This is a genomic window from Pseudomonas sp. GW821-FHT09D08 (assembly GCF_059416305.1).
Window position 1 is genome coordinate 26,422 of the sequence record NZ_JBWKOX010000019.1, and the last position, 14,677, is coordinate 41,098.

At 60.3% G+C, this 14,677-nt stretch carries 13 protein-coding genes and 1 tRNA gene; 5 read left to right on the top strand and 9 right to left on the bottom strand.

The window, feature by feature from the left end:
• Positions 1-16: 16 nt before the first annotated feature.
• Positions 17-703, bottom strand: a complete 687-nt coding sequence (locus tag AC07OP_RS25275; RefSeq protein WP_495103166.1) for a Crp/Fnr family transcriptional regulator — start codon at positions 701-703, stop codon at positions 17-19.
• A gap of 83 nt (positions 704-786) precedes the next feature.
• On the opposite strand from AC07OP_RS25275, the gene AC07OP_RS25280 reads away from it, so the two are divergent.
• Positions 787-1,314, top strand: coding sequence for an Mpo1 family 2-hydroxy fatty acid dioxygenase (locus AC07OP_RS25280; protein WP_495103165.1), 528 nt, complete (start codon positions 787-789; stop codon positions 1,312-1,314).
• A gap of 126 nt (positions 1,315-1,440) precedes the next feature.
• Here AC07OP_RS25280 and AC07OP_RS25285 read toward each other — a convergent pair whose 3' ends face one another.
• The 6 genes from AC07OP_RS25285 to dibA form a co-directional block, all read right to left on the bottom strand.
• Positions 1,441-2,421 carry a sulfate/molybdate ABC transporter ATP-binding protein gene (locus tag AC07OP_RS25285; RefSeq protein ID WP_495103164.1) on the bottom strand — a complete coding sequence of 327 codons (981 nt, stop codon included), beginning with the start codon at positions 2,419-2,421 and terminating at the stop codon, positions 1,441-1,443.
• A gap of 3 nt (positions 2,422-2,424) precedes the next feature.
• Entirely contained in the window at positions 2,425-3,297 is an 873-nt protein-coding gene (cysW, locus tag AC07OP_RS25290) for a sulfate ABC transporter permease subunit CysW (protein WP_065926322.1), read from the bottom strand.
• A gap of 13 nt (positions 3,298-3,310) precedes the next feature.
• Positions 3,311-4,129 (bottom strand): sulfate ABC transporter permease subunit CysT, encoded by an 819-nt coding sequence (gene cysT / locus AC07OP_RS25295; RefSeq protein WP_027607868.1) that lies wholly within the window; start codon positions 4,127-4,129, stop codon positions 3,311-3,313.
• Positions 4,130-4,269: 140 nt separating this feature from the next.
• Positions 4,270-5,280 carry a sulfate ABC transporter substrate-binding protein gene (locus AC07OP_RS25300; protein ID WP_027607869.1) on the bottom strand — a complete coding sequence of 337 codons (1,011 nt, stop codon included), beginning with the start codon at positions 5,278-5,280 and terminating at the stop codon, positions 4,270-4,272.
• A 66-nt stretch (positions 5,281-5,346) separates the two neighbouring features.
• Positions 5,347-5,529 (bottom strand): sulfur starvation response protein OscA, encoded by a 183-nt coding sequence (gene oscA, locus AC07OP_RS25305; protein WP_003170956.1) that lies wholly within the window; start codon positions 5,527-5,529, stop codon positions 5,347-5,349.
• Positions 5,530-5,828: 299 nt separating this feature from the next.
• A complete protein-coding gene (gene dibA / locus AC07OP_RS25310) occupies positions 5,829-7,739 on the bottom strand; it encodes a phosphodiesterase DibA (RefSeq protein ID WP_495103163.1) in 1,911 nt (636 codons plus the stop codon).
• A 166-nt stretch (positions 7,740-7,905) separates the two neighbouring features.
• Between dibA and desA the strand changes: the two genes are divergently transcribed.
• The 3 genes from desA (at position 7,906) to AC07OP_RS25325 (ending at position 11,131) form a co-directional block, all read left to right on the top strand.
• The gene (gene desA, locus AC07OP_RS25315) at positions 7,906-9,090 is read left to right on the top strand and encodes a delta-9 fatty acid desaturase DesA (RefSeq protein ID WP_027607871.1); all 1,185 of its coding nucleotides are present in this window, start codon (positions 7,906-7,908) and stop codon (positions 9,088-9,090) included.
• 188 nt (positions 9,091-9,278) lie between these two features.
• Positions 9,279-10,280, top strand: a complete 1,002-nt coding sequence (locus AC07OP_RS25320) for a sensor domain-containing diguanylate cyclase (RefSeq protein WP_495103162.1) — start codon at positions 9,279-9,281, stop codon at positions 10,278-10,280.
• A 431-nt stretch (positions 10,281-10,711) separates the two neighbouring features.
• Positions 10,712-11,131 (top strand): hypothetical protein, encoded by a 420-nt coding sequence (locus tag AC07OP_RS25325; RefSeq protein ID WP_147296044.1) that lies wholly within the window; start codon positions 10,712-10,714, stop codon positions 11,129-11,131.
• 88 nt (positions 11,132-11,219) lie between these two features.
• Here AC07OP_RS25325 and gabT read toward each other — a convergent pair whose 3' ends face one another.
• Both gabT and gabD read right to left on the bottom strand, forming a co-directional pair.
• Positions 11,220-12,500, bottom strand: a complete 1,281-nt coding sequence (gene gabT, locus AC07OP_RS25330) for a 4-aminobutyrate--2-oxoglutarate transaminase (RefSeq protein WP_495103161.1) — start codon at positions 12,498-12,500, stop codon at positions 11,220-11,222.
• Positions 12,501-12,682: 182 nt separating this feature from the next.
• Positions 12,683-14,125 (bottom strand): NADP-dependent succinate-semialdehyde dehydrogenase, encoded by a 1,443-nt coding sequence (gabD, locus tag AC07OP_RS25335; protein WP_027607874.1) that lies wholly within the window; start codon positions 14,123-14,125, stop codon positions 12,683-12,685.
• 370 nt (positions 14,126-14,495) lie between these two features.
• On the opposite strand from gabD, the gene AC07OP_RS25340 reads away from it, so the two are divergent.
• Positions 14,496-14,572 (top strand) — tRNA-Arg (locus AC07OP_RS25340).
• Positions 14,573-14,677 lie beyond the last annotated feature (105 nt).

Below are 14,677 nucleotides of genomic sequence, written 5' to 3' on the forward strand. Positions count from 1 at the left end.
TTGCAGGCTAACACCCTCAGGTGTGCGCCGCCTCTCGTAGCCGCTGGGCATCGAGGATTTCGATCTCGCCGTAGCCCAGGCGCACGATGCCCTGGGCTTGCAGGTCCTTGAGCAAGGCATTGGTGGTCTGGCGCGACAGGCTCAACATCGCCGCCAGGTCTTCCTGGGGCAGTTGCAGCACGCGTTTTGAAGGCGCCATGTCGCCGTAGCCCTCAACAATCATCAACAGCCGGTGGGCCAGACGCACCGAAGCGGGCATCAGGCTGAGCTGTTCGAGGCCGATAAAACTCAGGCGCAGCTTCTGGCTCATCAGCAGCGCCAGGTCGCGCCAGTAACAAGGGGATTGATCGAGGATCTTCAGCAGCGCCTGTTGCGGCACCTGCACCAGCGTGCACGCCCCCGTGGCGCAGGCGTCGTGGGTGCGCGGCAAGCCGTCGAACAGGCAGATCTCGCCGAACCAGTAAGGCGCCCCCACCAGGCTCAACAGCGCTTCCTTGCCGTGCTCATTCACCGCACTGACACGCAACGTGCCCTCGAGCACCGCATACAAGCCGCAGGGCGGGTCGCCGCGCTTGAACAGGTACTGTCCCGCCGTCAGCTGCCGCAGCCGCGCATGGGCCAGCAGACTATGCTGGAAAGGTACGGGCAGGTGACTGAACCAGTGGCCGACGGCCAACCGGGCGTGCCATTGCGTCGCATCCATGAGAACTCCGAAGATTGTCGCCCAACTGACAGTTAGTCCCAGGCTGACAGGGCATGATCAAACATCCTACAGGAGGAACAACAATGAAAAGCCTCGTCGATCATCTCAGTCAATACGCCGCCTACCACCGCGATCCACGCAATATCGCCAGCCACTTCATCGGCATCCCGCTGATTGTGGTCGCCGTGGCTGTGCTGCTGTCACGCCCCGAATGGGCGGTGGGCGGGCTGTGGCTTTCCCCGGCGGTGATAGTGGCGCTGTTTTCGGCGTGGTTTTACCTGCGGCTTGAACTGGCCCTGGGCGTGCTGATGACGGTGTTGATGGGTTTGTCGGTGTGGGCCGGGCACGTGTTGGCGGCGCAGAGCACGACGGTGTGGCTCAGCAGCGGGGTGGGAATGTTCGTGGTGGGCTGGGTGATTCAGTTTGTCGGGCATTACTACGAGGGCAGGAAGCCGGCGTTTGTGGACGACGTGTCGGGGCTGATTGTGGGGCCGTTGTTTGTGGTGGCGGAGGTGGCGTTTTTGCTGGGGCTGCGCAAGGGTTTGAAGCAGCAGATCGAAGAGCGCTCGGGACCGGTGGTTCGCCGCGATCTGAAGCCGAGACAGGTCTGAATGTGGGAGGGGGCTTGCTCCCGATGGCGGTGTTTCAGTCAGCTTATCTGCTGCTGACCCACTGCTATCGGGGGCAAGCCCCCTCCCACATTTGGTCCCAGTTTCAGAGTTGGTTTTGCGGTGAACTCAGGCTTTTTGCCAGACCTTGGGCTTGAAGAACAAGGTCTCGCCCCGTGCCAAACCGGTCAGGCTGTCGTGGTCTTTCACCACTTCGGCTTCGATCAGGTCTGTCTGGCCTTCGACCTTCAAGGTCACCCGCGTGGTCGCACCCAACGGACGAATATCACGCACTTCAGCCGCGTGGTGGTCTTCCAGTTCGTGGCGCGACAGCGACACTTCATGCGGACGGAACAGCACATGCTTGTCCTCGCCCAGGTGCAGGCGGTTGGAGTCGCCGAGGAAGTGGTAGACGAAATCGCTGGCCGGGTTTTCGTAGACGTCGCCCGGTGAGCCGATCTGCTCGATCACGCCTTTGTTCATCACCACGATGCGGTCGGCGACTTCCATGGCCTCTTCCTGGTCGTGGGTCACGAACACCGAGGTCAGGTTAATGTCTTCGTGCAGGCGCGCCAGCCAGCGGCGCAGTTCCTTACGCACCTTGGCATCGAGGGCGCCGAAGGGTTCATCCAGCAGCAGCACTTTCGGCTCGACCGCCAACGCGCGGGCCAAGGCGATACGCTGGCGCTGGCCACCGGAGAGTTGTTCCGGGTAACGGTCGGACAGCCAGTCCAGCTGCACCATGTTCAGCAGTTCGTGAACCTTGGCCGCAATCTGGCTTTCGTTCGGACGCTGGTTCTTCGGCTTCATGCGCAGGCCGAAGGCGACATTGTCGAACACGGTCATGTGGCGGAACAGCGCGTAGTGCTGGAACACAAAACCGACGTTGCGATCACGCACGTCGTGGCCGGAGACGTCTTCACCGTGGAACACGATGCTGCCGTCATCCGGGGTTTCCAGGCCGGCGATGATGCGCAGCAAGGTGGTCTTGCCGCAGCCGGAAGGCCCAAGCAAGGCCACCAGCTCGCCACTCTGGATATCCAGGTTGATGCTGTCCAGGGCCTTGAAGGCGTTGAAGTTCTTGCTGACGTTACGGACTTCGATCGACATGACTTATTCCTCAGCCGCACTGGCGCGCAGGCGATTAATACGGTTCTCGCTCCACTGCTTGAGCAGCAGGATGAAGAGCGCCAGGATCAGCAGCAGACTCGCCACCGCAAACGCGGCAACGTGGTTGTATTCGTTGTAGAGAATCTCGACGTGCAGCGGCAAGGTGTTGGTCACGCCGCGAATATGGCCGGACACCACCGACACCGCGCCGAACTCCCCCATGGCCCGCGCGGTGCACAGCACCACGCCGTAGATCAGGCCCCATTTGATATTCGGCACGGTGACATGCCAAAACATCTGCCAGCCATTGGCACCGAGCAGGCGCGCGGCCTCTTCTTCCTGGGTGCCTTGCTCCTGCATCAGCGGGATCAGTTCGCGGGCGACGAACGGCACGGTGACGAAGATGGTCGCCAGCACGATGCCGGGCAAGGCGAACACGATCTGGATGTCATGCTCCTGCAACCACGGGCCAAACAGGCCCTGGGCGCCGAACATCAGCACGTAGACCAGGCCGGCGATCACCGGGGAGACCGAGAACGGCAGGTCGATCAGCGTCACCAGGATGCTCTTGCCACGGAACGAGTACTTGCTCACGCACCAGGCCGCGCTGACGCCGAATACCAGGTTGAGCGGCACCGAAATCAGCACGGCGATCACCGTGAGTTTCAGTGCGGACAACGCGTCCGGTTCAAGGATCGCGGTGAAAAACGCACCGAGGCCGTTCTTCAAGCCCTGGGACACCACGATAAACAGCGGCAGCAGCAGGAACAGGAAGAACACCAGCCAGCCCAGGCTGATCAGGATGCGTCGGGAAACAGCGCTGCCACGGCGGGCTGCGTTGGCCGAGGATGCCGCGGAAATAGACGATTGGGACATGTTCCGCGCCTCCTTATGGACGTTCGATGCGCCGCTGCAACAAGTTGATCAGCAGCAGCAGGACAAAGGAAACCACCAGCATCAGTACGCCAATGGAGGTGGCGCCGCGGTAGTCGTACTGGTCGAGCTTGACCATGATCAGCAGCGGCAGGATCTCGGTTTTCATCGGCATGTTGCCGGCGATGAAAATCACCGAGCCGTACTCACCGACGCCACGGGCAAACGCCAGGGCGAAGCCGGTCAGCCAGGCGGGCAGCAGCGCGGGGACGAGGATGTAGCGAAACACCTGCAACGGCTTGGCGCCCAGGCAGGCGGCGGCTTCTTCGATTTCCCGGGGGATATCGGCGAGTACCGGCTGCACCGTGCGCACCACGAACGGCAGGGTCACGAAAGTCAGCGCCAGGGTGATGCCCAAGGGGCTGTAGGCAATCTTGAAGCCCAGGTCGGCGGCGAACTGGCCCACCAGGCCGGTCGGCGTGTACAGCGCAGTCAGGGCAATACCGGCCACGGCGGTGGGCAGGGCGAACGGCAGATCGATCATCGCGTCGATGATCTTGCGGCCGGGGAAGGTGTAGCGCACCAGCACCCAGGCCAGCAGCGTGCCGATCACGCCGTTGATCAGGGCGGCGTACAGCGCGGTACTGAAGCTCAGTTTCAACGCCGCCAGCACACGCGGTGCGGAGATGATGTTCCAGAACTGATCCCAGGTGAGTTGAGCGGCGTGTACAAACATCGCCGCGAGGGGGATGAGTACGATCAGGCTGAGGTACACCACGGTGTAGCCCAGCGTCAGCCCGAAGCCGGGTATGACGGGGGAAATACGACGCGACATAAGAGTCCTTGGTTAAAGGTAGAAACCACTGTAGGAGCGAGCTTGCTCGCGAAGACCTCAAGGGCACCGCGCTCATTCAGAATGCCCGCGTCATCGTTGACGATCTTCGCGAGCAAGCTCGCTCCTACCGGTACTTTGGCTTACTGCGCCGTGTAGATCTGGTCGAACACGCCACCGTCGTTAAAGAATTTCGGCTGGGCAGTTTTCCAGCCGCCGAAGTCTTTGTCGATAGTCACCAGGTCCAGTTTCGGGAACTGCTGGGCGTATTTGGCGGCCACTTTTGCATCCCGTGGGCGGTAGAAGTTCTTCGCCGCAATCTCCTGGCCAGCCGGGCTGTACAGGTGCTTGAGGTATTCAGTGGCGATCTCGGTGTTGCCCTTTTTCTCGGCGTTCTTGTCGACCACGGCCACCGGCGGCTCCGCGAGGATCGACAGGGACGGCACGACGATGTCGAACTTGTCGGCGCCGCCGTCTTCTTTCAGGGCCAGGAAGGCTTCGTTTTCCCAGGCCAGCAACACGTCGCCCTGACCGTTGTTGACGAAGGTAATGGTCGAGCCGCGCGCGCCGGTGTCGAGGATCGGCACGTGCTTGAACAGCTCCTTGACGTATTCCTGGGCCTTGGCTTCGCTGCCACCGGATTTCAGGCCGTAGGCCCAGGCGGCAAGGAAGTTCCAGCGCGCACCGCCGGAGGTTTTCGGGTTGGGCGTGATCACCGACACGTCTTTCTTGATCAGGTCGCCCCAATCCTTGATGCCTTTAGGGTTGCCCTTGCGCACCAGGAACACGATGGTCGAGGTGTAGGGGGTGCTCGCATCCGGCAGGCGGGTCTGCCAGTTTTCCGGCAGGGTCTTGCCCAGCTTGGCGATTTCGTCGATGTCGCCGGCCAGGGCCAGGGTCACCACGTCGGCGCGCAGGCCGTCGATCACGGCCCGGCCTTGCTTGCCCGAACCACCGTGGGATTGCTGGATCTTGACGGTGTCGCCGGGGTGGGACTGTTTCCAGAAGTTGGTGAACTCAGCGTTGTAGTCCTGATACAGCTCACGGGTAGGATCGTACGAGACGTTGAGCAACTCGTAGTCCTTGGCAACGGCGGAACCGGCAAACACGGCGCTGGCCAGGGCGGCCAGGGCATAACGGCGAATCGACGACATAGAAGCTCCTGAAAATTCTGGGTGTTGGCTTTTTCTTATAGTGACGGGGTCTATCGCCGTTATTGCTTAGCTCGGTTTGTTACCCGGATTCTGCAAACGGAATTTTTCCTTGCGTTCGATCTGTACCACTTGAGCGTTGTGCACAGTGATTTCCACCGCGCCAAACCGCAGATCGCGCAAGGCGCTCTGGATCTCGCGCAAAATGGCTGCTTCGTCCTGGCCGTCGACGCTACGTAGAGATGCGCTCATGGTCTCGCTCCTGAAATGAATAGTGCCTCGCAGTGGCGGCACTGCTTGCGGCGTAGGGCGATAGTAGATAAGCGCGGATATTCTTAAAAATACTATTTAAGAATGTTTATATAACCAGAAAGAATTTTCTGGCAGGACGTGGGGTTGCGCGCGTGTTTTGCGACCGAGCGCTGAAATAACGCCTTGTGAATATCCCAATGTGGGAGGGGGTTTGCCCCCGAGGGCGGTCTATCAGTAACACATGTTCAGACTGGCACACCGCTATCGGGGGCAAGCCCCCTCCCACATTTGAATGCATTTCAAGGCTGGAGAGTGGGTGCGCAGTTCCAATCAATCTCGTCCGCCGGCATCGGCCGCCCAAACCAGTACCCCTGGCCCATATCGCAGTGCTGCTCCAACAAGAACCGCGCCTGCTCCATCTGTTCGATCCCCTCGGCATGCACCTGCATGCCCATGCTTTTCGCCAGGGCGATCACCACCCGCACGATGGCGGCATCGTCTTCGTCCCACGGCAGCCCGGCGACAAAGCCCTGGTCGATCTTGAGTTTCTGCACCGGCAGGCGCTTGAGGCGCAGCAGGGAGGAATAGCCGGTGCCGAAGTCATCGATGGCCAGGCGCAAGCCCAGTTCGCGCAGGCGGTGGAGTTGCTCCAGGGCCACTTCGGGGTCGTCCATTACCGCGCTTTCGGTGACCTCCAGCTCCAAAAAGGCCGGATCCAGGCCGGTATCGTGCAGCACCTGGGCGACTTGATCGTAGAGTTCGCGCCGGGCAAACAGGCGGCTGGATACATTGATTGCAATAAAGCTCAGCGGCGCGCCGTCGGCCAGCCATCGGCACATCTGCCGGCAGGCCTGGTCCATCACCCACCCATCGATCTCGGCAATCAACCCGGTGCGTTCGGCGATGGGGATGAAATCACCCGGCGGCACCAGGCCACGCTCGGGGTGTTGCCAGCGCACCAGTGCTTCGACGCCGATCAGGCGGCTGGTGTGCAAGTCGTGCACCGGTTGGTAGTAGACGCGCAACTCCTGCTGCTCGAGGGCGCGGCGCAGTTCGCTGGCGATTTCCACCCGGTTCTGCGCGTGGGCGGTGAGTTCTTCGGTGTACAACGCGTAGCCTTCGCGGCCCACGCTTTTGGCCTTGAAGAGCGCGGAATCGGCGTTGCGCAACAATTGCTCGGCGCTCAGGGCATCATTGGGGAACAGGCTGATGCCGATGCTGGCGCTGATAAACAGCTGATGGCCGTCAAAGATGAACGGCTGCTTCATCACATCCAGCATGCGCTGTGCCAAAGCCGCCGCCTGCACCACCTGTGAGCAGTTTTCCGCGAGCACCGCGAACTCATCCCCGCCCAGGCGCGCCAGGGTCACGCCAGGGCCGAACAGCGCCTTGAGCCGCTCGCCCACCAGTTTGAGCAACTGGTCGCCCACATTATGGCCAAGGCTGTCGTTGATGATCTTGAAGTGATCCAGGTCCAGCAACAGCAGGGCGCAGCCGCGCTTGTGGAGTTGCGCCGAGGCCAGCGCCTGCTCGGCACGGTCGGTGAACAGCAGGCGGTTGGGCAGGTCGGTCAGCGGGTCGTGGTGGGCCAGGTGGGCCAGTTCGTGCTCGGAATCCTTGATGGCGCTGATGTCGGAAAACACCGCGACGTAATGGCTGATATGGCCCAGGTCATCGTGAATCACGCGAATGGTTTGCCACTGTGGATAAATCTCACCGCTTTTGCGCCGATTCCAGATTTCACCGCTCCATTCACCGGTGTGTTCCAGGGTCTGGAACATCTGTTGATAGAAATTCGACGAATGGCGACCGGACTTGAACAGGCTCGGCTGCCGGCCCATGACGTCTTCGCACTGGTAGCCGGTGATTTCCATGAAGGCCCGGTTCACATGCACAATCAGGCCCTTGGCGTCGGTGACCAGCACCCCTTCGCGGGTGCAATCGAACACGGCTGCAGCCTGGCGCAGGCGCTCGCGGTTCTCCTTCAAGGGTTGCTGCTGGTCGGCCCGGTCAGATCGGGCACAGATCAGGTAGATCAGCCAGGCACTGAGCGCGACCCACACGTAACCGCGCACCTGCAACCACTGGTGCAGGTCGGTTGGACTATCGAGAAACTCGATCAATACCCGATGAGTGAGGCCTATCCAGACGCTCGAAGCCAGCAGGTATACCAGCCCCGCACGCAGGGCTCCTCGGTATGAAAACAGCATATGCCCAGTAATCCTTACTAAAAGCCCAGAATCGTCCTACAAAGAATGGGGATTATAGGATATGTAACATCTCGTAAGTCTTATCTGAAAGGGCCGCTGGTTTTCTCTGTAGGCTTAGTGATAATGCGTGTGCTGTTCTTTTCTTTATCTGAGGGCCATACAGCCTATGTGGTACAACGGTTTTCTTGACTTGTCGGCCTGGCAACTGGTGGCAGTCACCCTGTTGATGACCCACGTGACCATCGTTGGGGTCACGGTCTATCTGCACCGCTATTCAGCCCATCGCTCCCTGGAGCTCAATGCCGGCCTGAAACACTTCTTCCGCTTCTGGCTGTGGCTGACCACGGCGCAGAACACCCGCGAGTGGACCGCCATCCACCGCAAGCACCACGCCAAGTGCGAAACCGTCGACGACCCGCACAGCCCGGTGATCAAGGGCCTGTCCACCGTATTGCGCAAAGGCGCCGAGCTGTACCGTGCCGAGGCCGAAAACCCCGAGACCCTGCGCATCTACGGCAAGAACTGCCCGGACGACTGGATCGAGCGCAAGCTCTACACTCCTTACCCGCTGCTGGGTGTGGCGATCATGGGCGTGATCGACCTGCTGCTGTTCGGCGCCATCGGCATCACCATCTGGGCAATCCAGATGATGTGGATTCCGTTCTGGGCCGCCGGCGTGATCAACGGCCTGGGCCACGCCGTGGGCTACCGCAACTTCGAATGCCGTGACGCCGCCACCAACCTGGTGCCGTGGGGCATCATCGTCGGCGGCGAAGAGCTGCACAACAATCACCACACCTACCCCAACTCGGCCAAGCTGTCGGTGAAGAAGTGGGAATTCGACCTGGGGTGGGCATGGATCAAGGTGTTCAGCTTCCTGCGCCTGGCCAAGGTGCAGCGTGTGGCACCGATTGCCCACCGCGTGGAAGGCAAGGGCCATCTGGACATGGACACCGCCATGGCGATCCTCAACAACCGCTTCCAGATCATGGCCCAGTACCGCAAGTTGGTGATCGGCCCGTTGGTCAAGCAGGAACTGGAAAAAGTCGATCACTCGGTGCGCCACCAGTTCCACCGCGCCAAACGCCTGCTGTCGCGGGAAACCAGCCTGCTGGATGACCGCCACCACCTGCGTATCCAGAGCATGCTGGAACACAGCCAGGCGCTGAAAGTGATCTACGAAAAACGCCTGGCGCTGCAGCAGATCTGGCTCAAGACCAGCTCCAACGGCCACGATATGCTCGCCGCCATCAAGGAATGGGTGCACGAGGCCGAGGCCAGCGGCATCCAGTCCCTGCGGGATTTTGCCCACCAATTGAAGACCTATTCGCTGCGTCCTGCGGCGGTCTGACAGTCGCGTGGGAGGGCTTGCCCTCCCACCCATCAGCTTTTTGGCGCCATTTCTCGGACACCGCCAATCGAGCCTGTTGACGGAACTTCACTGCAATTCGCCTCTCTCAATGAACACTTCGCCATCATGGTGGCCCCTTGTAGTGACCGCTGCTCGATCTTGCGGCGCGCCCAGAGAGAGTTGTGCCGATGGTTCTCGAAAAGCCCTTCACCGCCGACAGCCCTACCGCTGACCCTCCGCGTCCGGCCGCGGCAGCAACCCTTCTGGCACTGGTCCATGCCCAGGGCGAAGTCGAGCGACTGAGTGAGCGCGAACAATTGCTCAGTTCTCTGCTGGTCAGCGTAAACGCCGTGTTGTGGGCCATCGATTGGCAAACCCGCCGCGTGCTCTACGTGAGCCCGGCGTATGAGCGGATTTTTGGACGTTCCGCCGGCCTGCTGCTGGCCGACCACCGCGAATGGCGCAACAGTATTCACCCCGAAGACCTCGATTACGCCGAACACAGCCTGGCGCGCGTGCTGGAGCAGGGGGCCGTGGAAGACCGCGAGTACCGCATCATCACCGCCGACGGGCAGATCCGCTGGCTGAGCGACAAGTGCTACATCAACCAGCAGGTAGAACCCGGCGAGCCGGTGATCGTCGTCGGCATGGCCGAAGACATCACGGAAAAAAAACAGCTGGAACTGGAGCTGCACCGTCTCGCCACCACCGACGTGCTGACCCAGAGCAGCAACCGCCGACACTTCTTCGAATGCGCCAACCAGGCCTTCGACAGCGCCTGCGCCCAAGGCGCGCCGCTGGCCTTCCTGCTGCTGGACATCGATGACTTCAAGGACGTCAACGACACCTACGGCCACCTGGAGGGCGACCAGGTGCTGCGGCGTATCGCCGAGAGCGGTCGCGGGGTCCTGCGCCGTGGCGACCTGTTCGGGCGCATTGGCGGCGAAGAGTTCGCGGCCGTGCTGCCAGGTTGCGCGCCGGAGATGGCGCTGCAAGTGGCCGAGCGCCTGGGCAAGGAGATTCAGGCGCTGAGCTTCAGCTATGAGGGCCAGGCGTTCAGCGTGACCATCAGCCAGGGCCTAGCCAGCCTGACCGAGGAAGACTCCACCCTGGACAGCCTGTTCGCCCGCGCCGATGCCGCCATGTATGAGGCCAAGCGCCTGGGCAAGAATCGCGTGGTTGCCGGCTGAATGCCCGACAAATATTGTTTCGGGCCTGCTGATAACGTGCTCACTCCAAAGCACAACAACACCAAGGGCAAGCCGCCGCCCCCGGCAACTACCAGTCGGCACTGAGCAAATCTTACGGTTTTTTCTCGATGCAACCGGAAGGCGTTCGGCCCATCACCGTACACATCCAACCGAGCGTCGCAGCACATTCAACAACGCCTGTTTAAGCAAATTCCGCGGCAACCTCAAACACTAACATTCAATTAGTTACGACGAATCACTCACAAACAACTTGCAGGATTCATAAATTTATTAGCTTGTCCACTGTGACATTTGACAGTAGACAGGGGCCTGCCCCACACCTAGCCTAACTACTCGGATGCTCTATAAAGACATCCAATGAAGACCTTAGTTATAGGAAACCGCCATTTTAACCAACAAGGACGAACACCATGAATCGCATTCAACAAAACAACTGCGCGCCTTCAATAATCCAAGTATCAAATGCGAGCGGAACATTTAATACAACTATCACGTACTGTGATGATTTTAATGCAGATGAGTTTTCTTACCACCCTGATGGAAATCCGCTGATTCAAGGACGCGAATCAACGACTGGCCGCCTTATCGATATCGATTTTGGTGAAAAGGAGGTCACGGTAGGCGTTCACAACGTCAACGATATTAGCTTCTTATTTTATGAAGTCACCATTATCGATAACCTTCCGGTATACAACAAAAACATTGAAGGCACAGTCACAATTACAGCTGTCACCAGTTCAAACATTTCCGGAAGTGTGAATGTCAAGTGCCAGCCGACCTATGGCAGACATCAAAGCACAATCAATGGAGAGTTCGACATAAACATATAGAAAGCCTATGTGTTATAGGCCGCTATAACAGAGCGGCGACTTATCGCCGCCGCTCTGCCATACCGTACAGATACTCTTACACCTTAACTTACGCCAGCTCTGCGAAGCACTCTTCGATGATCGCCAAGCCTTTGTCCAACTGCTCGTCCGGCGAGGTCAGCGGGACCAGTACGCGCAACACGTTGCCGTAGGTGCCGCAGGACAGCAGGATCAGGCCCTTGTCACGCGCCTTGGCCACCACGGCGGCAACGGCTGCGGCGTTTGGCTTGTGGCTGTCGCCGTCTTCAAACAACTCGACCGCGATCATCGCGCCCAGGGCACGCACGTCACCGATCACCGGGTACTTGGCTTGAATCGCCTTGAGGCCAGTCACCAGGCGCTCGCCGACAGCCTTGCAGCGGTCCAGCAGGTGCTCTTCCTCAAACACTTCCATCACCGCCAGCGCAGCGGCGCAAGCGATCGGGCTACCGGCATAGGTGCCGCCCAGGCCACCTGGGGCAATGGCGTCCATGTATTCGGCCTTGCCGCACACACCGGCCAGGGGGAAGCCGCCAGCGATGGATTTGGCGAAGGTGGTCAGGTCGGCGGCAACGCCCATCTGTTCCATGGCGAAGAAGGTACCGGTACGGCCGGCACCGGTTTGCACTTCGTCGGCGATCAGCAGGATGCCGTGCTTGTCGCACAGTTCGCGCAGGCGCTTCATGAACGGCTTCGGCGCGACGTAGAAACCGCCTTCGCCTTGGACCGGCTCGATGATGATGGCGGCAATATCACGCGGCTCGGCATCGTTCTTGAAGATGCGTTCGATGCTGGCGATGGAGTCGTCGTCGCTGACACCGTGCAGTTCGTTCGGGTACAGCGCGCGGAACACGCCGCCTGGCATCAGGCCCATGCCGGCCGAGTAAGGCACGACTTTACCGGTCAGACCCAGGGTCATCATGGTGCGGCCGTGGTAGGCGCCGGTGAAGGCGATCACGCCGGCACGGCCAGTCGCGGCACGGGCGATTTTCACGGCGTTTTCAACGGCTTCGGAACCGGTGGTGACCAACAGGGTTTTCTTGGCGAAATCGCCGGGGACCTTGGCGTTCACTTTTTCGCACACTTCGACGTACGGCTCGTAGGCCAGTACCTGGAAGCACGTGTGGGTCAGCTTGTTCAGCTGTTCGGTCACGGCAGCGATGATTTTTGGGTGCACGTGGCCGGTGTTCAGCACGGCGATACCGCCGGCGAAGTCGATGAACTCGCGACCTTCAACGTCGGTCACCGTGGCGTTCTTCGCGGATTCGGCGAAGATCGGGTGAATCTGGCCAACACCGCGCGGTACGGCGGCTTCGCGGCGTTTCATCAGGGAAGCGTTGGTCTTGCTCATAAAGTCCTCATTCGCCACTCATCGGGTGGCGTTGTTCAAGGAATACGTGGCGGGGAGGCAACTACGGCAGCATGCGATGATCGACTGCCACAGCTTTCCCGGCCACTACGAATAACGGTGTGAAACACGCAAAGGGTCAGCGCTCTCGTGCCCTTTGCGTTTGCTGCAATCTCTTACGGGGCTTAGATGCCCAGGCAGAGGTATTTGATTTCCAGGTAGTCCTCGATCCCATACTTGGAGCCTTCACGGCCCAGGCCCGAAGCCTTGATGCCGCCGAACGGCGCCACTTCGTTGGAGATCAACCCGGTGTTGACCCCGACCATGCCGTATTCCAGGGCTTCGGCCACACGGAACACACGGCCCAGGTCGCGGGCATAGAAGTAGGACGCCAGGCCGAATTCGGTGTCGTTGGACATCGCGATCACTTCGGCTTCGTCTTTAAAGCGGAACAGCGGCGCCAGCGGGCCGAAGGTTTCTTCCTTGGCGACGGCGGCGTTCTTCGGCACGTCGACCAGGATGGTCGGCTCAAAGAAGTTGCCTTCCATGACCTTGCCACCGGCCAACAGCTTGGCGCCTTTGCTCAGGGCGTCGGCGATGTGTTCCTGGACCTTGGCCACGGCTTTTTCGTCGATCAGCGGACCGGTGGTGGTGCCCTCTTCCAGACCGTTGCCGATCTTCAATTTGGCCACCGCGACTTTCAGTTTTTCGGCGAACGCGTCGTACACCGAATCCTGGATGTACAGGCGGTTGGCGCAGACGCAGGTCTGGCCGTTGTTGCGGTACTTGGAGATGATCGCGCCTTCGACGGCCTTATCCAGGTCCGCGTCGTCGAACACGATGAATGGCGCGTTGCCGCCCAGCTCCAGGGAAACTTTCTTGATGTCCTTGGCGCATTCGGCCATCAACTGGCGACCGATTTCGGTCGAGCCGGTGAAGGACAATTTACGCACGATCGGGTTGCTGGTCAGCTCGCCGCCGATATCGCCGGCACTGCCGGTGACCACGCTCAGCACGCCTTTCGGGATACCGGCACGGTGCGCCAGCTCAACCAGGGCCAGGGCCGAGAACGGGGTTTGCGAGGCTGGCTTGATCACCATGGTGCAACCGGCGGCCAAGGCCGGGCCGGCTTTACGGGTGATCATCGCAGCCGGGAAGTTCCACGGGGTGATGGCGGCGGTCACGCCGATAGGCTGCTTGATCACAATCAGGCGCTTGTCGGGCTGGTGGCCGGGGATCACGTCGCCATAGATGCGCTTGGCTTCTTCGGCGAACCACTCGATAAAGGACGCGGCGTAGACAATTTCGCCCTTGGCTTCGGCCAATGGCTTGCCTTGTTCCAGGGTCATCAGGCGACCGAGATCGTCCTGGTTTTCGATCAGCAGCTCGAACCAACGGCGCAGCTTGTTGGCGCGCTCCTTGGCGGTCAGCGCACGCCAGGCCGGCAGCGCCTTGTCGGCAGCTTCGATAGCGCGGCGGGTTTCCGCAGCGCCCATCTTTGGCACGGTGCCGATAATCTCGCCCGTGGCAGGGTTGTTGACCTTGATGGTCTGGCCGTTGTCCGCATCCACCCAAGCGCCATCGATAAAGGCTTGCTGGCGGAACAACTGGGAATCTTTGAGCTGCATGTCGGCTTTCCTTAACAGCACCGCGCGCACGCGGAGCGAATTAGAGTTGTTGAAAGGCGCCTTGTGGGCTGCCGTCAGGGAAATCAGCCCCCGCGCGCGCGATCAGTGAATAGCGCACGAGAGTCAGAGCGTTTGAAATCTCAAACGAATCCTAGGATCAATGGGGGTACAGGGCAATAGTCTGTTCGAAAAAAAGAACGAAAACGGCGCATTTGCCGGATTTTTCTGATCAGCGTGATTCGAGCCCGTTCCGCCGTGTTGACCAACGGCGCCCGGCGCAGGGCCTCCGCGCGGCAAATGCCTACGTTTGAACGGCCAAAGACCGGCATGGACGCCCAAGGTCGACATGGGTATGATGTCGCCCGCACAAGCATCCGTAGCTCAGCTGGATAGAGTACTGCCCTCCGAAGGCAGGGGTCGTGGGTTCGAATCCCGCCGGGTGCACCACATACTAGTTTCTGGCTGTCTCAGACAGTCTACGAAACACCTCAAGAAGCCCGCCCTGTGCGGGCTTTCTTGTTTCTGACGGTTTACCGCTGTCCTCCTCCCGCC

Excerpts from the sequence above, each read along its gene's own strand:
- AC07OP_RS25325 (WP_147296044.1), top strand. The coding sequence starts at position 10,712 with ATGAATCGCATTCAACAAAACAACTGCGCGCCTTCAATAATCCAAGTA.
- cysW (WP_065926322.1), bottom strand. The coding sequence starts at position 3,297 with ATGTCCCAATCGTCTATTTCCGCGGCATCCTCGGCCAACGCAGCCCGC.
- desA (WP_027607871.1), top strand. The coding sequence starts at position 7,906 with ATGTGGTACAACGGTTTTCTTGACTTGTCGGCCTGGCAACTGGTGGCA.
- AC07OP_RS25285 (WP_495103164.1), bottom strand. The coding sequence starts at position 2,421 with ATGTCGATCGAAGTCCGTAACGTCAGCAAGAACTTCAACGCCTTCAAG.
- gabD (WP_027607874.1), bottom strand. The coding sequence starts at position 14,125 with ATGCAGCTCAAAGATTCCCAGTTGTTCCGCCAGCAAGCCTTTATCGAT.
- oscA (WP_003170956.1), bottom strand. The coding sequence starts at position 5,529 with ATGAGCGCATCTCTACGTAGCGTCGACGGCCAGGACGAAGCAGCCATT.
- dibA (WP_495103163.1), bottom strand. The coding sequence starts at position 7,739 with ATGCTGTTTTCATACCGAGGAGCCCTGCGTGCGGGGCTGGTATACCTG.
- AC07OP_RS25320 (WP_495103162.1), top strand. The coding sequence starts at position 9,279 with ATGGTTCTCGAAAAGCCCTTCACCGCCGACAGCCCTACCGCTGACCCT.
- AC07OP_RS25275 (WP_495103166.1), bottom strand. The coding sequence starts at position 703 with ATGGATGCGACGCAATGGCACGCCCGGTTGGCCGTCGGCCACTGGTTC.
- AC07OP_RS25280 (WP_495103165.1), top strand. The coding sequence starts at position 787 with ATGAAAAGCCTCGTCGATCATCTCAGTCAATACGCCGCCTACCACCGC.
- gabT (WP_495103161.1), bottom strand. The coding sequence starts at position 12,500 with ATGAGCAAGACCAACGCTTCCCTGATGAAACGCCGCGAAGCCGCCGTA.
- cysT (WP_027607868.1), bottom strand. The coding sequence starts at position 4,129 with ATGTCGCGTCGTATTTCCCCCGTCATACCCGGCTTCGGGCTGACGCTG.
- AC07OP_RS25300 (WP_027607869.1), bottom strand. The coding sequence starts at position 5,280 with ATGTCGTCGATTCGCCGTTATGCCCTGGCCGCCCTGGCCAGCGCCGTG.